We start from the raw sequence: 21,828 nt of genomic DNA, 5'->3' as shown, positions 1-21,828 counted from the left end.
GGTGATCCGCGACTTCCCGCCGGTGGTCGACGCCTACCGCCCGAACGCCATCGACCAGCCGGCCACCAGAACACCCGGTGCCTTCCTGCGCTGGCTGCTGCGATCACAGGCGGACGTGCTGGCCGCCAACGTCGTCGCCGGGGTGCTGTGGTACATCCCGGCAACCCTCGGGCCGTTGCTCCTCGGCAAGACGATCGACGAGGGAATCCTGCCGGGATCGACGTCCGGCACCATCTTCTGGGGAATGACGCTGCTGCTGGTGACGGTCCTCGGGTCGCTGTGCGGAGTCCTGTTCCACACCGTCGTGGTGCGCGGTTGGCTCATCGCGCTGTACGGGACCCTGAAGCTGGTCAACCGCAAGACCGTGCAGCTCGGTCACGTCCAGGCCCGCCGGTTGCCGACCGGTGAGGTGCTCAGCGTCGCCTCGTCGGACTCCGACATTTTCGGGTCACTGATCGAGGTCACCGGCCGCGCCGTCGCCTCGTTGATCGCCTTTCTCGCGGTCGGCGCCATCGTGCTCGGCATCTCGACCGACCTCGGTCTGCTGGTGTTGATCGGTCCGCCGGTGCTGGTGGCGGCCGCCTACCCGCTGCTCAAGCCGATGGCCAAGCGGCAGATGGTGGAGCGCAGCGCGAACGCCGAACTCACCGGCATGGCCACCGATATCGTTGCCGGCCTTCGCATTCTGCGCGGCATCGGCGGCGAGAAGACCTTCGGCGACAACTACGCGGGGCAATCGCAGCGGGTCCGATCCGCCGGTGTTGCGGCCAGGGTCTGGCAGTCGGTGACCGACGCTGTCGCCGTGTTGCTGCCGGGCATCTTCCTGGTGCTCCTGATGTGGCTGGGTGCCCGCGACGTCCTGCAGGGCCGTCTGCAGACCGGACAACTGGTCGCGCTGTTGGGCTACGCGATGTTCCTGACCGGCCCGGTCACCAACTTCTTCCAGTTCTTCCAACGCTGGACCCGTGGCATGGTCTCCGCGCGCCGTGCCGTTGCCGCCCTGCGGATCGACCCGCCGTGGCGCGATCCGGACCAGCCCCGCGCGCTGCCGGCCGGCGTCGCCGTCACCGACGAGGTTTCGGGCTTCGTGGCCCCACCCGGCGAGCTGACCATGGTGGTCAGTGCGGTGCCGGACGACTCGGCGGCGCTGGCCGACCGACTCGGCCGCTACCTGCCGACGCTGGCCGATCCGGTGCCCACCGTCGATGATGCGGCCAGCGGCCGTAAGGCCAAGCGCGAGCACCGCAAACGCCTTGCCGCGCAAGAGGAGATCGCCAAGGCCGACCGGGAACTCAGCGGCGGCCGATGGGGCGTCCGGGTCGGTGACGTCGACCTGGCGCAGGTACCGCTTGCCGAGGTCAGGAAGCACATCGTGGTCTCCGACACCGCCTCAACGGTGTTCTCCGGCACCCTGCAGGAACTCGTCGACCCGCACGCGGCACTGACCCGTCAGCAGGCGGAGGCGGTGCTGCACACGGCAGCCGCCGAGGACGTCTTCGACGCCGTCCCCGGTGGCTGGCAGGGCCGGATCGACGAACGCGGCCGCGGGCTGTCCGGCGGCCAGCGGCAGCGGCTGGTGCTGGCCAGGGTGCTGGGCCTGGACCCGGAGGTGCTCGTCCTGGTCGAGCCGACGTCGGCGGTCGACGCGCACACCGAGGCCGCCATCGCCGGTCGGCTCGCCGAGTTCCGGAAAGGGCGGACCACTGTCCTGATGTCGGCGTCCCCATTGCTGTTGCATCACGCCGACACCGTCGCGCTGCTGGCCGACGGCAAGATCAGCGCAGTCGGCAGCCACGAGCGGCTGTTGCGGACCACGCCGGCCTATCGCCGGGTGGTTGCCCGGGATCTCGATGCCCAGGACTCCGAAGCCGGGCACCCACCGTCGGATCGACCGTCGACCAACGGTGACCGGCGATGACCGCTGATCTCGACCGCGCCGGTCTCCCGCCCGGCGACCCGTCAGCGGAGACCGAGGAGTTGTTCGCCGGCTCCCGGCAGACCTGGCTCCAGGACCCCGAAGCCGCTGCGCCGCCGGTGATCCCACCGGAACTGATCCCGCCGACCGCCGGCACCACGACGGTCGAACGGGTCCGCGCCTGGCACCGCCGTCACCTGGTGCGCACCGAGCGGGCGGCCCGCTACTTCGCCGGCTCCCGCAACCCGGAGAACGGCCTGCCGGTCGCCGAGAACTCCGCGGTGCTCTCGTTCCTGCGCGGGCTGATCAGTACCCGCAAGGTCAAGTTCGGTGCGCTGATCGCTTTGAACATCGCCGCGGCAGTCACCGGGCTACTGGTGCCGCGGCTACTCGGGACGCTGGTCAACGCCACCACCACCGCGGACACGCCGATCAGCCACATCACCGGCATCGCCATGGTGGTGATCGGCATCGTGCTGCTGCAGAGCCTGTTCGTGTTCGCGGCGAACGTCAGTTCGGCGGTCTTCGGCCAGGATGTGCTGGCCGCCGCCCGCGAATATGTGGTGCGGGCCGTGCTCCGGCTGCCGCTCGGGACGGTGGAGCGGGCCAGTACCGGCGACCTGGTGACCAGAGTGACCCGGGATGTCGGGACGATGAGCGACTCGGTGCAATGGGCGATGCCGCAGGCAATCATCTCCGGCCTCACCGTGGTACTGACCTTCGTCGCGCTGCTGGTGAACGCGCCGATCCTGGCGGTGCCGTCGTTGTTGTTCGTCGGACTGGCCGTTCCCCGGGTCAAGGGCTATCTGCGCAGGGCACCGAAGGGCTACATCACCGAAGGCGGCACATACTCGCGGATCAACGCGACGATGACCGAGACCGTTGAGGGCGCACGGACTATCGAGGCGCTCGGCCTGCAGGAGCAGCGGATCGGACGCACCGACGACGACGCCACCGTCTCGGCACAGGCCGAGCGGTACACCATGTCGCTGCGGAACCTGCTGTTCATCGTGATGGACGTGGCGTTCAACGCGCCGCGCGGAGTGACCGTGCTGCTGGGCGCCTTCGCCTATGCCAAGGGGTGGGTGACGATCGGGCAGCTCACCGCCGCGATGCTGTACATCGAGGGCCTGTTCGGTCCGCTCGACCAGTTCATCTCGACCGTCGACCGGCTGCAGGTCGGGGCCGCGTCGACCACCCGGCTGCTGGGTATCGCCGGTGTTCCCGCCGACCGCACCCCCGGCGACCGGTTGCCCGCCGGCGACCATCTGGTGGGCGAGGATCTCCGGTTCGCCTACCGCCCGGACCACGACGTGCTGCACGGCATCGATCTGCATCTGGCCAGGGGCGAGCGGTTGGCCATCGTCGGACCGTCCGGCTCCGGCAAGTCGACCCTCGGCCGGCTGCTGGCCGGGATCAACGCGCCACGGACCGGGTCGGTGACGGTCGGCGGCGTGGACCTGGTGAAGCTGCCGCTGCCGGTGCTGCGCACCGAGGTCGCCCTGGTCACCCAGGAACAGCACGTCTTCGTCGGGACGGTGCGGGACAACATCGTGCTGGCCAAGGAGGGCTCCGACGACCAGGCGGTGCGCGCGGCGCTGGTCGCCGTGGACGGCTGGGACTGGGTCAGCCGGCTACCGGACGGCCTGGATACCAAGTTGGGGTCCGGGAACACCTCGCTCACCCCTGCGCAGATCCAGCAGATCGCCTTGGCCCGGTTGATCATCGCCGACCCGCACACGCTGGTGTTGGACGAGGCGACCTCGTTGATCGACCCGCGGACCGCCCGTCATCTCGAAGGATCGATGAACGCACTGCTCACCGGCCGGACCGTTGTCGCCATCGCCCATCGGCTGCACACCGCGCACGACGCGGACCGGATCGCCGTGGTGATCGATGGCAGGATCACCGAGCTGGGTAGCCACGACGAGCTGCTGGCGTTGAACGGCGAGTACGCCGCCCTCTGGCACGCCTGGACTTCCTGAGTCTCGCTCGCCGGCGCGCGGCCGGCCCGCACGCAGCCCTCGGCGATGTGCGCTGGGCGTCAAAGGGCTCGGTCACCAACCGCGGCGGGCCGGCCGGTTCCCGGCCGTTGACGGCTTCGCGCTGCGGTACACGATGTACGGCCGGGTCAGGTAGCCCAACGGCGCGCTGAAGACATGCACAAGGCGAGTGAACGGCCACAGCGCGAACAAAGTGATCGCCGCCAATCCGTGCGCCTGGAACGTCCAGGGCGCTGCGGCCATCAGCTCCGGGTAGGTCTGGAAGCGGAAGATGCCGCGGAACCAGATCGACACCCCCTCCCGATAGTCGTAGCTGCCGACCAGGTTGGCCACCACGGTGTTCGCCAGGCCGAGCACGATCACCAGGGCCAGTAGCGCGTACATCACCTTGTCCATCGACGTGGTCGCCGAGAACACCGGTCCGGTGGTGCGTCGGCGATAGATCAGGATGGACATCCCGACCAGCGTGCAGATGCCGGCAATCGCGCCGACCGTCACCGCGAAGAAATGGTAGAGCCCCTCCGAGATGCCCACCGCCTCGGTCCACGACTTCGGTACTCCCAGGCCCATCACGTGCCCGAGGAACACGGCCAGGATCCCGAAATGGAACAGCGGACTTCCCAACCGCAGCAACCGGTTCTCGTACAGCTGCGACGAGCGGGTGGTCCACCCGAACTTGTCGTAGCGGTAGCGCCAGATGTGCCCGACCACGAAGATGGTGAGACAGATGTAGGGGTAGACGACCCACAGGAACAGCGTCATCGGCCGGCTCCTTGGAACGACGGCATCGGCAGATCGACCGATCCACCGGCGGCCGGTGGTCGTTCCGGCATCGCATACGGGGACATCCCGACCTCCTCGTCCGGTGGACCCTCGGCGGCCAGCCGGCGGATGGCCTCGTCCTCGTCACCGCGGAGCGGCGGCAACGTCGCCGACACCGCCTCCAGCACCGGTGCCCAGCGCGAGTCGCTGTCCCGCAACGAGATCCGCAGCAGCTCCAGCCCGGCCCGGTGCTCGAGCAGCAGCTCACGGCCCCGGGTGCCATCCACCGTCGCCGCGTACTCCAGCACCACGCACAGGTGATCGGGCAGCTCGGCGTTCTCCCCGCTGTCCGGCAGGGCGAATCCGGACTCGCGGTAGGTCTGCTTGAAGCGCAGCAGCGCGGCGCCGCGTTTGCGGGTGTCGCCGTAGAGGAAATAGGTCAGGTAGAGATTGCACCGGCGACGGCTGTCGAAGGTCTCGACGTAGTCTGCCTGCAGCTCGGGCAGCGCCGCGGCGGTGAGCCGCTCGCACACCACCCCCAGCGGCTCGCCCAGCGGCCGGGCCAGCCGGGCAGCGGCCGCGGACACCACGGCTAGGTTGTCCAGCAGCGTCTGGTCCGGGTAGCCGAGCAGCAGCGACGCACACTGCCAGCCGGTCGCCAGCTGACCTGCACTCCACGGACCGGGAGCCCTCCGCGAAACGGTGCGTCTCACCGGCTCTCCCCTCCAGGACTGTCGGAGCCGCCGCGCCGCCGGCGGAACATTCCCTTCGGCGAGCCCTTGCCGTCCCAGCTGACCAGGGTCACTGCGTTCCCACCTGCCACCCCGCCCAAGGAGTCCGCCTGCTGTCGCTCCTGCAGCACGGCGAAGTTCTCCACCGCCACCGGCACCGACTGCTGCCCCGAGCCCTCGCCGAACGGCCCTGACCCGCCCATCCCCGGTCCACCGTCGAAGTCAAGTGCACACTCGGTGGCGAGTTCCTCCAGTCCATGCGCTTGCTCGGCGTGCGCGGGCGGGATCACGTACCGCTCGTCGTACTTGGCCAACGCCAGCAGCCGGTACATGTCGTACATGTCCTCCTCAGACATGCCGACCGCCGCCGGAATGCCGCCGTCCGGGTCCCGACCGAGGTTGATGTCGCGCATGTACGACCGCATCGCGGCCAACTTGCGCAGCACTCCGTCGACCACCGGCACCGAGCCGGCGGTGAACAGTTCGGCCAGGTACTCGATCGGGATCCGCAGCGCATCGATGGCGGCGAACAGGTTCCGGTGGTTCTCGGCGTCCTCGCCGGTCTCGGCCACCACATCCACCACCGGCGAGAGCGGCGGGATGTACCAGACCATCGGCATCGTGCGGTATTCCGGATGCAGCGGCAGCGCCACCTTGAAGGTGTTGATCAGGGCGTGGATCGGCGAACGCTGGGCCGCAGTGATCCAGTCGTTCGGGATGCCCTCCCGCTCGGCCGCCCGGATCACCTCGGGGTCATTCGGGTCCAGCAACAGCGACCGCTGCGCCTCGTACAGATCCTGGTCGTTCGGTGTCGACGCGGCCTCCAGCACCCGGTCGGCGTCGTAGAGGATCAGGCCGATGTACCGCAACCGGCCGACGCAGGTCTCTGCGCACACGGTCGGCATGCCGACCTCGATCCGCGGGAAGCAGAATGTGCACTTCTCCGCCTTGCCCGTCCGGTGGTTGAAGTACACCTTCTTGTACGGACAGCCGGAGATGCACATCCGCCAACCGCGGCAGCGGTCCTGGTCCACCAGGACGATGCCGTCCTCGGACCGCTTGTAGATCGCCCCGCTCGGACAGGAGGCCGCACACGACGGATTCAGGCAGTGTTCGCAGATCCGCGGCAGGTAGAACATGAAGGTCGACTCGAACTCCTGCTTCACCTGGGTGGAGACCTTCTTCAGGATCGGGTCGTTGGCGAAGGTCACCGCCGATCCGCCCAGGTCGTCGTCCCAGTTCGCCGACCAGGTGATCTTCATGTCCTTGCCGGTGAGCAGCGACTTAGGCCGGGCCACCGGCAGATGCTGCTGGGCCGGCGCGTCGGTGAGCGTCGAGTAGTCGTAGGTCCACGGCTGGTAGTAGTCGTCGATCGACGGCATGATCGGGTTCGAGAAGATGGTGGCCAGCTTCTTCAGCCGACCGCCGCCCTTGAGCGTCAGCCGGCCCCGGCTGTTCAGCGCCCAGCCGCCGCGCCAGCGTTCCTGGTCCTCGTAGGTGCGCGGATACCCCTGTCCGGGACGGGTTTCCACGTTGTTGAACCACACGTACTCGGTGCCGGCCCGGTTCGTCCAGGCCTGCTTGCAGGTCACCGAACAGGTGTGGCAACCGATGCACTTGTCGAGGTTCATCACCATCGCCATTTGCGCCATGACCTTCATCAGTACGTCACATCCTGACTGCGCCGACGGATCACGGTCACTTCGTCACGCTGGTTCCCGGTGGGCCCCAAGTAGTTGAACGCGAAGCACAGCTGGGCGTACCCGCCGATCAGGTGGCTCGGTTTGATCATCAACCGGGTCAGCGCGTTGTGGATGCCGCCGCGCTTGCCCGACGTCTCCGACAGCGGCACGTCGATCAGCCGGTCCTGGGCGTGGTACATGTACACCGTCCCCTCCGGCATCCGATGCGAGACAATGGCTCTCGCCACCACCACGCCATTGCGGTTCACTGCCTCGATCCAGTCGTTGTCGGCGATCCCAACCTTGGCCGCGTCCTTGTCGCTCATCCAGATGTTCTGCCCACCGCGGGACAGTGACAGCATGAAGAGGTTGTCCTGGTACTCCGAATGGATCGACCATTTGTTATGCGGGGTCAGGTATCTCACCGTCACACCCAGCTCGGAGACGTCGCCGAGCTCCGGCTCGGAGAACAGCGCTGCCATGTTCAGCGGTGGCCGGTACACGGGGAGCCCCTCGCCGAGCTCGGCCATCCAGTCGTGGTCGAGGTAGAAGTGCTGACGGCCGGTCAGCGTGTGCCAGGGCTTGTTCCGCTCCACGTTGACGGTGAACGGCGAGTACCGCCGCCCGCCGGTCTCCGAACCGGACCACTCCGGCGAGGTGATCACCGGGACCGGCGCCGCCTGGGTGTCGGCGAACGTCACCTGCTTACCCTCGTGCTCGGCGGCCAGGTCGTGCAATAGGGTGCCGGTACGTTTCTCCAGCGTCCGGAAGCCCTGGGTGGCCAGCAGGCCATTGGTGGTTCCGGACAGTGCCAGGATCGCCTCGCACACCTGGTCGGCGCGTTCGATCGACGGCCGGCCGTTCGCGGCGCCCCCCCTGGCCACCCCGTTCTTGTGGCGCAGGTATTCCAGCGGGGCGGTCAGGTCGTAGGTGATGCCCTTGGTGGTCGCGCCGAGGGTGTCCAGCAGCGGGCCGAGCGCGACCATCTTGTCCGCCACCGCACCGTAATCACGCTTCACCTCGACCAGCTTCGGCATGGTGGCACCTGGAATGGGTTCGCAGTCACCGTGTTTCCAGTCGCGGACCACGCCGTGCGGGTTGGCCATCGCGTCCGGGGTGTCGTGGGTCAACGGCAGCGCCACCACGTCGGTACGCTCCCCGAGCCGCTCGGCGGCAAGCTCGCTGAACTTTCGCGAGATGGTGAGCCAGATGTCCCAGTCGGTCCTGGTCTGCCACGGCGGCGCGATCGCCGGGTTGAACGAGTGCACGAATGGATGCATGTCGGTGCTGCTCAGGTCGTGCTTCTCGTACCAGGTGGCGGCCGGCAACACGATGTCGGAGAACAGCGTCGTGCTGGTCTGACGAAAATCCATGGTGAGCAGCAGATCGAGCTTGCCCTCCGGCGCCTTCTCCCGCCAGTTCACCTCCTTGGGTCGCAGGGCGGGCGGAGTCTCGGTGGCCCGGACCGCGGAGTCGGCGCCCAGCAGGTGCTTGAGGAAGTATTCGTCGCCCTTGGCCGACGACCCGAGCAGGTTCGCCCGCCAGATCGACAACACCCGAGGGAAATTCTTCTCGTCGTCCGGATCCTCGGCAGCGAACCGGATCTCGCCGGACTTCAGGCCGTCGACGATGTAGTCGGCGGTCGACCGGCCGGCCGCTGCGGCCTCGTCCGTCAGGTCCAACGGATTCCGGTCGAAGGTCGGATAGGAGGGCATCCAGCCCATCCGCGCGCTCTGCGCGATCAGGTCGGCGGTGCTCTGCCCGGCAAATCTGCTGCCGGCGCTCCGGTGCGCCGACAGGGTGTCGGCACCGAAGTGGTCGTAGCGGTACTGGTCGGAGTGCAGATACCAGTAGGCGGTCTGGATCATGTTGCGGGGCGGCCGGTTCCAGTCCAGCGCGTTGGCCACCTGGGTGTACCCGGTGAGCGGTCGCACCTTCTCCTGGCCCACGTAGTGCGCCCAACCACCGCCGTTGCGGCCCTGACAGCCGGTCAAGGTGGTGAGTGCCAAGAAGGCCCGGTAGATGGTGTCGGAGTGGAACCAGTGGTTGGTGCCGGCGCCCATCAGGATCATCGACCGGCCGCCGGACTCCTCGGCGTTCGCCGCGAACTCCCGGCCGATCCTGGCCGCCGCGGCCGCCGGCACCCCCGTCAGCCCCTCCTGCCAGGCCGGGGTGTACGGCGCCGACGGATCGTCGTACCCGTCGGGCCACTCGCCCGGCAGTCCGTCCCGGCCGACCCCGTACTGGGCGAGCATCAGGTCGAACACGGTGGTCACCAGCTGATCACCGATCCGGCGCACCGGAACGCCGCGCAGTGCCGCGTCCGCCTCGCCACCCGGACCGTCGAACCGCGGCAATTCCACCAGCACCGCGTCGGCGGTGCCGCCCGCCCCGTCGGTTCCGGTGGCGCCGTACAGCGTCAGCTGCGGGTCGAGGTCGCCGAGCTCCAGATTCCAGCGGCCCTCGTCGGCCGGGCCGAACCGGTGCCCCAAGGATCCGAGCGGCACCGCCGGCCCGTCGGTGGCGCCGTCCAGCACCACCGTCTTGAAGTGCGCGTTGTCCTGCGCGGCGAACTGCGGAAGATCCGCCGCGGTCAGGAACTTGCCGGGCCGGTAGACCGCGCCAACGGCACCGTCAGCATCGGTGGCACCTGCGACCGGGTCCAGCTTGATCAGGTACGGCAGGTCGGTGAATCGTCGGGTGTAGTCGGTGAAGGCCGGCACCTGACGATCGACGAAGAACTCCTTCAGGATCACGTGGCCCATCGCCATCGCCAGTGCGCCGTCGGTGCCCGGCCGGGCCGGCAGCCATTCGTCGGCGAACTTGACGTTGTCGGCGTAGTCCGGCGACACCGCGATCACCTTCTGCCCGCGATAGCGGGCCTCGACCATCCAGTGGGCATCCGGGGTCCGGGTCACCGGAACGTTGCTGCCCCACATGATCAGATAGCCGGCGTTCCACCAGTCGCCGGACTCGGGGACGTCGGTCTGGTCGCCGAACACCTGCGGCGAGGCCACCGGAAGGTCGGCGTACCAGTCGTAGAAACTCAGCATCGAGCCGCCGATCAGGTTCATGAACCTGGCGCCGGAGGCGTGCGACACCATCGACATCGCCGGAATCGGCGAGAACCCGGCGACCCGGTCCGGACCATAGGTGGCGATGGTGTGCACGTGGGCGGCCGCGACGATCTCGGCGGCCTCGTCCCAGGAGGCCCTGACCAGGCCGCCCTTCCCGCGGGCGGACTTGTACCTGCGGGCCAGCTCCGGGTCGCCGACGATCGAGGCCCAGGCCCGGACCGGGTCACCCTCGTTGCGCCCCTTGGCCTCTCGGTACAGCTGCAGCAACACCCCGCGGATGTACGGGTAGCGCACCCGGGTGGGCGAATAGGTGTACCAGGAGAAGGCGGCGCCACGCGGGCAGCCGCGCGGCTCGTACTCGGGACTGTCCGGCCCGGCCGATGGGTAGTCGGTCTGCTGCGTCTCCCAGGTGATGATGCCGTCCTTGACGTACACCTTCCACGAACAGGACCCGGTGCAGTTCACTCCGTGGGTGGAGCGAACGATCTTGTCGTGGCTCCAGCGGTCCCGGTAGAAATTGTCCGCCTCCCGTCCGCCGACCTTCTTCATCGTGCGCAGATCGTCGGAAACCGTTGCGCTGGTGAAGAATCGGCGGGTACGTAACAGCGCGTCGGTGAGCGGTCCGTCCAGCCCGGGTTGCTGGGTAGTGGTCATGGAGTTCCTTCCGTTGCGGCGGTGGTGGCGCCGACAGTGGTGGCGCCCAGCGCCGTGCGACGGACGACCGTGACGGTCAGCAGCAGGGCGAGCACCGCGGTGACCGCCAGCAGGATGAGGCCGATCGCGTACGACTCGGTGCGGCCGTAGACGTATCCCATGATCAGCGGCGGGACGAAGCCACCCAACCCGCCGGCGGCACCGACGATGCCGGTCACCCCGCCTACCCGGTTCGGTTCGGTGGCGGAGGCGATCAGGGCGAAGGTGGCGCCGCTGCCCGCGCCGAGAGCGGCTGCCATCGCCAGGAAGGCAACGGTGCCGACATGTTCGAGCAACGGCGTCGCCGAGGCGACGGACGCGCCGGCTGCGACCACCACGAAGCAGGTTGCCAGCACCCGGATGGCGCCCAGCCGGTCCGACAGCCAACCGCCGACCGGTCGCATGACCACCGCCACCACGACGAATCCCGCCATTCGGTTGGCGGCATCGCCTGGAGTGAGCCCGTAGGCGATCTTCAGGTACGAGGGCAGGTAGACGGAGAAGGCCACGTAGCCGCCGAAGGCGACCGCATAGAGCACGCTGGCCTGCCAGGTGATCGGCAGCGCCGCGTTGCCGCGCAACCGGTTCCACAACGTTCCGGACGGCGCCGTCCGGCCCGGCGCATCGCGCAGCACCAGCCAGGACACCACCGCATAGACCAGCAGCGCCGCCGCGGCGTACAAGAAAGGCGCGGTGTGGCTGCCGGTGTACAGCGTGACCGTGGTGAGCGCACTGATCGCGGTCCCGCCCATGCCGGCCCCGAAGATGCCGATGGCCAGCCCGCGGCGCTCGGGCGGGAACCAGGCGTTGACGAACGGCACCCCGACCGCGAATGCGGTACCCCCGATGCCGAGAAAGAAGCCGCCGATCAGCAGCAGAGTGTAGGAATTGAGGCCGACGAAGGCCTCGAACAGCACCGGCAGCACGGTCGCCGCCGACACCAGCGGGAACATCACCCGACCGCCGTAGCGATCGGTCAACGCACCGACGATGATCCGGCCCAGCGATCCGACGATCACCGGAACCGCCACCAGGAGGGCAACATCCGATTCGGTCAGCTCGCCAAGGGCCCCGGTCTGCCGGAACAGTGGGCCGAGCGGGCTGAGGAGTGCCCAGGCCCAGAAGTTGACCGCGAACCCGATCGTCGCGATCGCGAGCATCAGCCACGGCTTGCCGGACCCGGCCCTGCTCGGGAGTGCGTCGGTCCGTTCCACTGCGGCACCCACCTCGTCGTGAGCCATCGAACCTCCCGCCAGATCGGCTCTGGACCGATCTCGCCTGCGCAACCTCGCCTGTCGATCTTGACGCTAAGGCCTACGACCGGCAACCGGAAGGGACCAAGGTCCCGATCACCGTGGGTCGCCTGACTGCACAACCTGACGCTTGCTGAGGGTCGAACCACCTGGTCAACCCACGTTCGTCGATATATCGTCGCTGTCGGAGAACATGTCCGATCCACCGAAGCCTGTCTTTCACGGGGGCGTTCGTGTCAGTGCGATCGATTCGGCCCCGAGCAGGCCGTGGGTTCCGGTTGATCTGTGCGCTGACGGTGGCGCTCCTGGCAGCCTCGCTGTTGCCATTGGTCGTAGCCGGACCGGCCGCTGCGGCGTCCGCCCTCGGACTGCAGAAGGTGGCATCGGTCTCCAGCACCCAACCCGGAGCCGACTTCAAATACACCCTGACGCCCCGCTGTTCAGGGCTGACGGAGGCCTGCGAGAACGCGACCGTCAGCGACGTGCTCCCGGCCGGCATCGAGGTCACCGCGCTGCCGCAGAGCAATGCCGAGCGCACCGTGAGCTACGACGCTGGCACCCGCCGGTTGACCATCGCCTTCATCATCCCGCTCAACCCACCCAGCCCGGCCGGTGCGGTCGGGCTACCGGCCGGGTCGTCCCGAAACGTCGAGATCGGCGTCCGGGTTCCGGCCGACAGCGCCGTGACGGACGGCACGGTGATCACCAACGAGGCGACGGTCACTGCCGACAACGCTGCCACCGCAACGGCTTCGGCGGATGTCAGGGTCGACGTACCGCGGGTGGTGCGGCCGGTCGCGACCAAGACCTGGACCGATGGCGGCGCGGTCGCCGGATCCGGCGAGGCCGGCACCATCACTCTCGGCGTCCGCAACTCCTCGTCCTCCACCGCCCAGCTCAGTGAGCTGGCCATCCAGGACGCCACGCCCGCGGTGTTCGACAGGTTCGACGTGACCGACATCGGACCGGTGGTCTTCCCACCGGGTGCCGACCGGGTGGTGGTCGCCGCTTGCACGGCGGCGCTGTCCTCCTGCACCGTCGCCGATTACACCAATTCGCCGGCCCAGGCCGGACCAACGCTGTCGCTGCCGGGCGGAGTCACGGCCGGTGAGGTGACCGGGCTGCGGTTCATCTTCAGCAACGCGGCCGGAACGCCGATCCCGACCAGCCCGAACGCAGGATCCGTGCAGATCGGCACCGTGCTGCGGGACACCCTGCGCTCCACCGGCGGTACCTACAGCCCGACGGTTCGTGATGATGTGGCGAACTGCGTGGTGCCCAGTGGTACCGATCCGGTACTCGGCGAGGTGAGCGGCCCACCTGTCTGCGCCACGTACGCAGTGCAACCCGCCCAGGCGACCATGACGCTGGACAAGACCTTCTTCTCCGACACCAACGCCGACTACACCGCCGACGGCCAGGCTGTCGACGGCCGCAACTCGCTGGTGTCCGGGATCGTCAAGGCCACCAACACCTCGCCGTTCCCGGTCGCCACCATCACCATCACGGACCCGTCGACCAGCTCGCCCAGCGAGTACAGCAAGGTCGACGTCAGCAACACCAGGATCGTCTTCCCGGCCGGCGCCACGGTCGCCGACGTCAGCTTCGATTGCGCCGGAACCACGATCAGCAGGCAATTCCTGCCACCGCCGACCACCGTCGACGTCCCGGTGCCCTGTACCAGCGGCCGGGCCGATTCCGTGACCGTCACCTTCACCGGGCGCGACGCGGCCGGCAATGGCACGATCGCCGCCGGCGCTGCCGGATCGCTGGGGATCCAGGGCCGGCTGAACGACACGGTGACGCCGGAGGATCTGGTCGGCGGCTCCTCCGCCGGCGTGCAGAACTGCGCCTCGGGGACCGCCACCAGCTCCGACGACGGCGTCGGTTCGGCCGCCGCGGCAGAGTGCGCCTCGGTCGCGGTGCAACCTGCCTTCGCCCAGGTCAACGGGGTCAAATCGGCGCAACTGCCGACGATCCTGCCCGGGCTGCCGCGCACCTTCACGCTGTCGTTCATCAACCGGGGCACGGTGCCGGCCACCGGCGTCACCCTCAGCGACCCGGTGGATCCGACCGCCGCGAACAACCCGTTCGACTCGCTGCGACTGCAGTCGCTGACCCTGCCGGCCAGCCCGGCCGCCTCCGCAGAGGTCTATGACCCGGACGCCGGCGACTATGTCCCGTACGTCGCCGGTAATGCGGCGTTGCTGGAGCGGGCCAAGGGATTCCGGGTCACGGTCACCGACCCGCTGCCGATCAACGCCCGCTTCTCGCTGACCGCGTCGGTGTTCCTCCGGGATGGAGTGGACACCGGCAGCCGAATCCAGAACTGCGCCGCCGTCGGGTCCGATACCCAACCACCGGCCCGGTTCTGCGCGCCGGCCATCACCGCCACCGAGCCGAGTGAGGGCGCGAGCGTGCAGAAGTCGCTCAGCCCGGCGGAATCGGTCCGGCCACAGCCAGGACTGCCGGGCAGCACTGTCCAGGTCAGGCTGGCGGCCCAGAACACCGGCACCCTGTGGCTCAAGCGGCTGGTCGTCACCGATACCGACCCCGACTTCTTCGACGCGGTCGACCTGGCCGCGCCGGCCGGGAACATTCGCACCAACTTCCCGCCGGGCGCCGACCGGGTGCGGGTCGATGCCTGCACCACCGGTTGCGCTGCCGGCACTTTCGTCGAAGGCACGCCGACCGCCGACCGCACCCCCGGTCTGCCGGGCGGGCTGACGGCGGCTGAGGTCCGTGGCCTGCGCTTCACCTTCCTGACCGCCGACGGCAGCTTCACCATTCGTCCCGGCACCAACTTTCCGAGTAGCGGCGCCTGCACCGCGGCCAGCGTCTGTTTCGACGTGACCACCAGGGAGAACCTGCACTCAGGGCCGGCGGTGCCGGACACCCTGTCCGACACCGCCAACGGCGGCTACGAGACCACCCGGCAACAGGGCACACTCGCCCTGATCCCGGACACCACCGCCACCCACGTGCTGGGCGAGGGCACCGCGCAGCTGCTGTTCAGCAAGACGCCGGACTCGTCGGTGGGTCCCGGCGATCCGATTCCGTTCACCTTGACCATCACCAACACCGGAACCGGGCCGCTTCCCGATCCACAGATCGTCGATCCGTTGCCCGACCAGTTGGAGTTCGCGCCAACCGATCCGACTCGGCCGTACACCTTCGAGATTGTTCAACCGGATGGCGCGCCAGCTCCTGCGGGGCCGGTCTTCACGACCACCGAGTCCCCGGCCGGCCGGGTCAGCGCCCTGCAGTGGAGCTTCCCGGGCCTGGTGTTGCTGCCGGGCGGCAGCATCACCGTCACCTTCCAGGCCCAGCTAGCCCCCGGGGTATCGGCGGACAGCACGATCGAGAACCGGGCCGGCGGCACCGCCGACCGACCGGACCTCGGGTGCGCGGCCGGGGCACCGCGCCCCGGGAGCGAGACCGACAACGAGGCGTACGGCGACGGTCTGTACTGCACCTCGGCGTCGGTGGTGACCACCTTGGCCGGCAATGCATTCCGCGCCGACAAATGGGTGGCCGGCGACGACACTCTCGGCTGGATGAACAGCATCACCGGCGAGCTGCTGCCGATCGGCGACGGCTCGTGTCCACGACTGACCGTCGACGGCCGCGATTACACCCGCTATCCCTGTGTAGCCAGGGTCGCGCCCGGCCGCGCTTTCGACTTCTATCTGCGGCTGGTCAATGCCGGTACCAATCCGGCGAACGAGGTCCGGATCGTCGACGTGTTCCCCGCTCCCGGCGACACCGGCGTGATCCTCACCGACGAATCCCGCGGCACCCAGTGGAGCAGCCCGCCGAGCCTGCTCGGGCCGGTCACCCTGCAGGGTCCCGGCGAGCTGAACGCCGCGTACACCACCGACACGCCGGCCTGCACAGGCGATCTGCAGGAACCGCCGCTGGTTCCGCCGGCCGACGGCGCCTGTACCGACGGCGACTGGGATGACGATTTCGCCGGGTCCTCCGCGTTCCGCGGATATCTCACCTTTGCCGGCGGGCTCCCTCCCGGCGGAGCCACTTCGCTGCGATTCCGGATGGTGGCGCCGGCCGCTCCGCCGAACCCCTCGCAGAACGAAATCGCTTGGAACTCGTTCGCGCACACCGAGTTCTTCACCGAACCCGGCGGGAGCATCACCCAGCTGCCGCCGACCGAGCCGATCAAGACCGGCGTCGCCCTGGTCTACGGCCAGCTGACCATCGCCAAGAAGGTGCTCGACTCCGACGCCACCGGTCCCTACGGGTTCGCCTACTCGTGCTCCGTTGTCCCGGAGAACCTGGACGGGTCGGACGGTGCTCCGGTGCCGGCCGGTGAAGGAGCGCTCGCCCTGGCCGCGGACCAGTCGTTGCCGATCGGTCCGCTACCCGCCCGCGCCCGGTGCCGGGTCTGGGAGACCGACACCGCCGGCCTGATCGGTGATGCCACCGGCGAGGCGAACGCAAAGGTCGTGACGATCCCGGTCGACGGGACGGCGGCGGTGCCCACGGTCACCGTCACCAACCGGCCAGCGCCGGTCACGCCCACCACGCCGACGACTCCCAGCTCACCCACCACCTCGGGCGGACCGCCCGGATCTGCCACGACCTCCACCACGACATCCACACCGCCCCCCGCCTCGACCGCGACATCGGGCCCCGCCACCACCGGGAACACATCGCAACCATCCGGACCCGGCGATCCGGAGACAGATCAACCGCCGGGCAACGGTTCCGCGTCCCCTCCCCAGGCTCTGCCGAACACCGGCGTGCCGGCAACCCGGCTGGTCGAGTGGGGGCTGTTGCTGCTCACGGTCGGAGGCGGGCTGATTGTCTGGGGTCGACGTCGCGGCAGGCTCCACTGACCTCTCGGAGTCCGGTGCGCGATGTCCGATCGGCAGCCGCGAGCAGTTGCGGGAGGTAAGTAGTCTTGGCAGAGCAACTCTCACCGCGACCCGCCGCGCGGCGGCATCCCCTGTGGAGCCCGCTGCTGCGCGGCCGGCAGCAGGAGTGCGCCGCACTCGACGGTCTGTTGCACGATCTGACCCGCGGGCAGAGCTCCGTGCTGGTGTTGCGCGGCGAGGCAGGTATCGGTAAGAGCGCCCTGCTCGATCACCTCGCCGAACGAGCAACCGACCGTCGGTTGGTCCGGGCGGTCGGCGTGCAGGCCGAAATGGAGCTCGCCTACGCCGGCCTGCACCAGCTGTGCGCGCCGCTGCTCCAGGACCTGGGCGAACTTCCTGTGCCACAACGCGATGCGCTGCGAGTCGCGTTCGGGCTGCAACCCGGTGCCACACCGGACCCCTTCCTGGTCGCGCTCGCGGCGCTCGGCCTGGTGTCGCAGGCCGCCGGCCCGTCCGGCCTGGTCTGCCTGATCGATGACGCCCAGTGGCTCGACCATGCCTCGCTGCAGGCGCTGGCGTTCGTCGCCCGGCGGTTGGGCAACGAGCCCGTCGTGATGGTGTTCGCGCTGCGCGGCGAGGGTGGGGCGGCCGAGCTCGGCGGCCTGCCCGAACTTTCCATCGGCGGCATCCCGGACCAAGACGCCCGATTGTTGCTGGCGGCCGTTGTCCCCGGCCGGCTGGACGAACGGGTGGCCGATCGCATCGTCGCCGAGACCCGCGGCAATCCCCTCGCCCTGCTGGAACTTCCGCGCGGGATGACGCCTCCCGAACTGGCCGGCGGTTTCGGGTTGCCGGACGCCGGAGCGTTGGCCGGGCATCTCGAAGGCATGTTCGCGCAACGGGTTCGGCAGCTGCCCGCGGGCACCCGCCGGCTGCTGCTGGTGGCCGCCGCCGAGCCGATGGGCGATGTCACGCTGCTCTGGCGCGCGATCGGCCGGCTCGACCTCGGACCGTCGGATGCGGCGCCGGCCGAGGCGGCGGGGCTGGTCGAGTTCGGCGTCAGAGTTCGGTTCCGCCATCCCCTGGTGCGCTCGGCGGTGTACCGAACGGCCGAGCCCGATGAGCGCCGACAGGCCCACCGGACCCTCGCGGCCGTCACCGTCGATGATCCGGACAGGCTGGCCTGGCACCTGGCGCATGCCGCGGCCGGGTTGGACGAACCCGTTGCCGCCCAACTGGAACATTCGGCCGATCGAGCCCGTCAGCGTGGCGGCGCCGCGGCGGCCGCTGCGTTCCTGCAGCGTGCCACCGAGCTGACACCGGACCCCGCCCGCCGGGGGGCTCGAGCCCTCGCCGCCGCCCGGGCACAGCTGGATGCGGCCGCACCGGATGCGGCGTCCGAGTTGCTCGCCACCGCGAGGCTGTGCCCGCTCGAGCCGTATCAGCGGGCGCAGCTGGGCCTGCTCGGGGCGCAGGTCGCATTCCTGCTCCGCCGCGGCAGCGATGCCCTGCCGCTGCTGCTGGCCGCGGCTACCCGGCTGGCACGCTTCGACACCGCCCTGACCCGCGAGACCTACCTGGAAGCCTTCGCCGCGGCCATCTTCGCCGGCGATCAGGGGGACGCCCGGGCCCTGCCGGCAGTGGCGGCCGCCGCGCTCGTCGACCGGCCCAGCACCGCGACACCGGCGCCCACCGAGATGCCGTCACCCACCGAGATGCCGCCGGCGGCGGACGCCGCGTCGCCGATCGACGGCCTGGTGCGCGGACTCGCGACCGTGTTCACCGACGGACTGCCGGCGGCCGTCCCCGCTCTGCGGGCGGCGCTCGAGTCGTTCCGACTGGCCGACGACACCGCCACCGAGGTCAACCGCTGGTTGTGGCTGGCCAGTCGGATCGCTTCGGATCTGTTCGATCGTCAGACCTGGGACGAGCTGTCCGCCCGCGGCGTCCGCGTCGCCCGCGAGACCGGCTCGCTCAGCGTGCTGCCGATCGCGGCGAGCTATCGGGCCGGCGTGCATCTGCACGCCGGCGAGTTCGAGGCGGCGTCAGCCCTGATGGACGAGGCCGGGGCGATCAGCGTCGCCACCGGCACCGCGCCGCTGTTCTACACCACGCCGCTGCTGGCCGCCTATCGTGGCGACGAGGCAGTTGCGCTGCCGATGCTGGCGGCCGCCGAACGGACCGCAGCCGACAGCGGCCAGGGGCTCGCCCTGAGCATGCTCGGTTGCGCCCGTGCGGTGCTGTTCAACGGTCTCGCCCGATACGAGGAGGCACTCGCCGCCGCCGAGCAAGCGGCCGCCCATGACGGGCTGGCAACCTACGCCCCATCCCTGATCGAGGTGATCGAGGCAGCGGTGCGCTCCGGACGGCCGGCGGCCGCCGCCGGTGCACTGGACCAGCTCGCACAGCGGTGTCAAGCCGGTGGCAGCGACTGGGCGCTGGGGCTGCTGGCCCGTTCGCGCGCCCTGCTCAGCACCGACCGGGCGGCCGAAACCCTTTACCAGGAAGCAATTTCCCGCCTCGAGGTGGCGGGCGTCGCGCTACACATGGCCAGGGCACAGTTGGTGTACGGCGAATGGCTGCGCAGGGAGAACCGGCGGCTGGACGCCCGGCGGCAGCTGACAACTGCCATCGAGTTGTTCGACGGCTTCGGCGCGCTTGCCTTCGCCGAGCGCGCCCGTCGCGAACTACTGGCGACCGGCGAGACGGCGCGGCGGCGGCACGACGACACCCGACAGTTGCTGACTCCGCAGGAGGCGCAGATCGCCCGGTTGGCCGCCGACGGGCTGACCAATCCGGAGATCGGGGCCCGACTGTTCATCAGTGCTCGGACGGTCGAGTACCACCTGCACAAGGTGTTTCCCAAGCTCGGCATCGGCTCACGCCGCGAGCTCCGGCGCACACTGGGCTGACGGGGCCAGGGCAACGGGCCCCAGGTCACCGGGATCCCCACCACACCCGAGTCGCCGTCCGGTGCTGGCGACTGGGGTGTTCCACAGATTCGAGCGTGGCCGGCGACCGGCAGTATCGGCATCGACCGCAGACGCAGCAGGCGACCGCGGCACCGACGGAAGGCGAAAGTCCATGAAGATCATCGTGATCGGCGGCACCGGGCTGATCGGCAGCAAGGTGGTGGCGAACCTGACCGCCCGCGGGCACCAGGCGGTGGCCGCCTCACCGAACAGCGGCGTCAACACCTACACGGGTGAGGGTCTCGGCGCCGCGCTGGCCGGCGCCGACGTGGTCGTCGACCTGGCGAACTCACCATCGTTCGAGGATGACGCGGTGCTGGACTTCTTCCGGACCGCGGGCCGGAATCTGCTCACGGCGGAGGTCGAGGCCGGTGTCGGGCACCATGTCGCGCTCACCATCGTCGGCGCCGAACGGGTGCCGGACAGCGGGTACATGCGGGCGAAGATTGCCCAGGAGCAGGTGATCGAGCAAGCCGGCCAGCCCTACACGATCGTCCGGTCGACCCAGTTCTTCGAGTTCCTGCGCTCGATCGCCGATGCCGGCACCGACGGCGACACCGTACTGGTGCCGACCGCCGCCCTGCAGCCGATCGCCGCCGTCGACGTGGCGGCCGCCGTCACCGAGGCCGCGCTGGCGGACCCGATCAACGGCTCCTACGAGATCGCCGGGCCCGCGAAGATCGGTTTCGACACGCTGATCCGCGAGGTCCTCGCCGCCGACCACGACCCGCGGACGGTGGTGGGCGACGAGCACGCCCGCTACTTCGGCACCGAGCTCACCGACGGCTCGATCACCGCCGGCCCGGACGCCCACCTCGGTGCCACCACCTTCGCCGAGTGGCTGGCCGCCAACCCGAAGCAGAAGTAGCGGTCAGGGATCGCCGGCTTCCGGTGCGGCGTTCGAGCACCGGGCTGATCAGCCCGGTGGGAGGTCCTCGTCGAGATCCTGGCCGGGCACCGCATCCTGAAGCGCCAGCAGGGACCTCAGTACCGTCATTTCGTTTCGATAGGCCCGTCGACCGGCCTTCGTGATGCTGACCCAGGTGCGCGGTCGACTGCCCTGGTAGCCCTTCTCCACCAAGATCAGTTGGGCCTGGACCAAGGTCGTCAGATGGCGGGAGAGGTTTCCGGCGGACAAGGCGAGTGCTTCCCTGAGGTAGCTGAATTCCACCCGGTCCCCGCCGGCGAGAATCGCCAGGATCCCGAGCCGGAACCGTTGATGCACCACGTCGTCCAGCGCTGCAGCGGGATGACTCATGCGATCCGTCGCAACCGCCGCGTCGCCACCCGGTGGGCAACTGCGAACGCGCCGGCCCCGACCAGCAGCACCACTGCGACCGCGCCCAGGTTCGCGATCTGTTCGGCGTACGCAAACGACGGCACGCCCATCCGGTACAGGATGTTCTCCATGTTGTACAGGTTCGCCAGCAGAGCAAGAGGCACCAGTGCGGTAGACAGGATCCACAGGCCCGGCCGGTTCTCCAGCATCGCCCACACCAACACACCCACCGCGAGCGCCAGGACCGGCACGTTCCCGCGGATCAGCAGATCACCTGGGGCCAGCCAACTCATCACGATCACGACAGCGACCAGCAGCGCTGCCGCACCAGCCAACGCCAGCGGGCTCCGATCGACCCAAATTCCCCGTCGGTGTCCTTGGCGACGGGCGATCAGGATCATCACCAGATAGGCCGCCAGACTGGCGACGACCCAATACGTCAGGCGGGCCGGGTCCGCGAAGTAGAAGCTTGTCGGGCCGGCTTGGATGAACGTCATTGCGATGCCACCGATCACCACTGCGGCCAGTAGTAACAGCGGGATCGCCGGGCTCGGCCGATCGGCCCGCAGCCGGCTGCGGGCGAACTCAGCATCGTTCAGCACGTCGCTCATGCCAATCAGTTTGCA

Annotated in this window: 12 protein-coding genes; 5 read left to right on the top strand and 7 right to left on the bottom strand. The window is 69.3% G+C overall.

Annotated features, from left to right (window positions below; translation table 11 throughout):
- The first annotated feature begins 1 nt into the window (after position 1).
- Both K340_RS30880 and K340_RS0116775 read left to right on the top strand, forming a co-directional pair.
- Positions 2 to 1,918 (top strand): ABC transporter ATP-binding protein, encoded by a 1,917-nt coding sequence (locus K340_RS30880; RefSeq protein WP_211229496.1) that lies wholly within the window; start codon positions 2 to 4, stop codon positions 1,916 to 1,918.
- The gene (locus K340_RS0116775) at positions 1,915 to 3,900 is read left to right on the top strand and encodes an ABC transporter ATP-binding protein (protein WP_084614563.1); all 1,986 of its coding nucleotides are present in this window, start codon (positions 1,915 to 1,917) and stop codon (positions 3,898 to 3,900) included. The genes K340_RS30880 and K340_RS0116775 overlap by 4 nt, the downstream gene beginning before the upstream one ends.
- A gap of 72 nt (positions 3,901 to 3,972) precedes the next feature.
- On the opposite strand, the gene narI is transcribed toward K340_RS0116775, so the two are convergent.
- From narI to K340_RS30865, 5 genes are read right to left on the bottom strand one after another with little or no spacing between them, the layout of a single operon-like run.
- A complete protein-coding gene (gene narI / locus K340_RS0116770; protein ID WP_029137558.1) occupies positions 3,973 to 4,680 on the bottom strand; it encodes a respiratory nitrate reductase subunit gamma in 708 nt (235 codons plus the stop codon).
- Complete coding sequence (gene narJ, locus K340_RS30875; RefSeq protein ID WP_037365195.1) at positions 4,677 to 5,393, bottom strand: nitrate reductase molybdenum cofactor assembly chaperone; 717 nt, start codon at positions 5,391 to 5,393, stop codon at positions 4,677 to 4,679. The genes narI and narJ overlap by 4 nt, the downstream gene beginning before the upstream one ends.
- The gene (gene narH / locus K340_RS30870; RefSeq protein ID WP_037365193.1) at positions 5,390 to 7,072 is read right to left on the bottom strand and encodes a nitrate reductase subunit beta; all 1,683 of its coding nucleotides are present in this window, start codon (positions 7,070 to 7,072) and stop codon (positions 5,390 to 5,392) included. Before narH ends, narJ begins: the two co-directional genes overlap by 4 nt.
- A complete protein-coding gene (locus K340_RS0116755) occupies positions 7,072 to 10,824 on the bottom strand; it encodes a nitrate reductase subunit alpha (protein WP_029137557.1) in 3,753 nt (1,250 codons plus the stop codon). Before K340_RS0116755 ends, narH begins: the two co-directional genes overlap by 1 nt.
- Positions 10,821 to 12,023, bottom strand: a complete 1,203-nt coding sequence (locus K340_RS30865; protein WP_084614571.1) for an MFS transporter — start codon at positions 12,021 to 12,023, stop codon at positions 10,821 to 10,823. The genes K340_RS0116755 and K340_RS30865 overlap by 4 nt, the downstream gene beginning before the upstream one ends.
- A 389-nt stretch (positions 12,024 to 12,412) precedes the next feature.
- Here K340_RS30865 and K340_RS30860 point away from each other — a divergent pair, with 389 nt between their 5' ends.
- From K340_RS30860 to K340_RS0116735, 3 genes are all read left to right on the top strand, one after another.
- Positions 12,413 to 16,972 (top strand): isopeptide-forming domain-containing fimbrial protein, encoded by a 4,560-nt coding sequence (locus K340_RS30860; RefSeq protein ID WP_154674313.1) that lies wholly within the window; start codon positions 12,413 to 12,415, stop codon positions 16,970 to 16,972.
- 65 nt (positions 16,973 to 17,037) lie between these two features.
- Positions 17,038 to 19,863 carry an ATP-binding protein gene (locus K340_RS0116740; RefSeq protein ID WP_245599593.1) on the top strand — a complete coding sequence of 942 codons (2,826 nt, stop codon included), beginning with the start codon at positions 17,038 to 17,040 and terminating at the stop codon, positions 19,861 to 19,863.
- A 172-nt stretch (positions 19,864 to 20,035) separates the two neighbouring features.
- Positions 20,036 to 20,791 carry an SDR family oxidoreductase gene (locus K340_RS0116735; RefSeq protein WP_029137555.1) on the top strand — a complete coding sequence of 252 codons (756 nt, stop codon included), beginning with the start codon at positions 20,036 to 20,038 and terminating at the stop codon, positions 20,789 to 20,791.
- A gap of 48 nt (positions 20,792 to 20,839) precedes the next feature.
- Here K340_RS0116735 and K340_RS30855 read toward each other — a convergent pair whose 3' ends face one another.
- Both K340_RS30855 and K340_RS0116725 read right to left on the bottom strand, forming a co-directional pair.
- A complete protein-coding gene (locus tag K340_RS30855) occupies positions 20,840 to 21,181 on the bottom strand; it encodes a winged helix-turn-helix domain-containing protein (protein WP_051266616.1) in 342 nt (113 codons plus the stop codon).
- Entirely contained in the window at positions 21,178 to 21,813 is a 636-nt protein-coding gene (locus tag K340_RS0116725; protein WP_029137554.1) for a hypothetical protein, read from the bottom strand. Before K340_RS0116725 ends, K340_RS30855 begins: the two co-directional genes overlap by 4 nt.
- Between the last annotated feature and the right edge of the window lie 15 nt (positions 21,814 to 21,828).

Origin of the sequence: Nakamurella lactea DSM 19367 (assembly GCF_000426645.1) — a bacterium.
Lineage (GTDB): Bacteria > Actinomycetota > Actinomycetes > Mycobacteriales > Nakamurellaceae > Nakamurella > Nakamurella lactea.
Note: the sequence above shows the minus strand (reverse complement) of the source record. Positions and strands in the feature narration are given on the sequence as shown.

Bases quoted from the DNA above. Each gene is read 5' to 3' on its own strand.
- narH (WP_037365193.1), bottom strand. From the start codon at position 7,072: ATGAAGGTCATGGCGCAAATGGCGATGGTGATGAACCTCGACAAGTGC.
- K340_RS0116725 (WP_029137554.1), bottom strand. From the start codon at position 21,813: ATGAGCGACGTGCTGAACGATGCTGAGTTCGCCCGCAGCCGGCTGCGG.
- K340_RS0116775 (WP_084614563.1), top strand. From the start codon at position 1,915: ATGACCGCTGATCTCGACCGCGCCGGTCTCCCGCCCGGCGACCCGTCA.
- K340_RS0116755 (WP_029137557.1), bottom strand. From the start codon at position 10,824: ATGACCACTACCCAGCAACCCGGGCTGGACGGACCGCTCACCGACGCG.
- K340_RS30855 (WP_051266616.1), bottom strand. From the start codon at position 21,181: ATGAGTCATCCCGCTGCAGCGCTGGACGACGTGGTGCATCAACGGTTC.
- K340_RS30865 (WP_084614571.1), bottom strand. From the start codon at position 12,023: ATGCTCGCGATCGCGACGATCGGGTTCGCGGTCAACTTCTGGGCCTGG.
- K340_RS0116735 (WP_029137555.1), top strand. From the start codon at position 20,036: ATGAAGATCATCGTGATCGGCGGCACCGGGCTGATCGGCAGCAAGGTG.
- narI (WP_029137558.1), bottom strand. From the start codon at position 4,680: ATGACGCTGTTCCTGTGGGTCGTCTACCCCTACATCTGTCTCACCATC.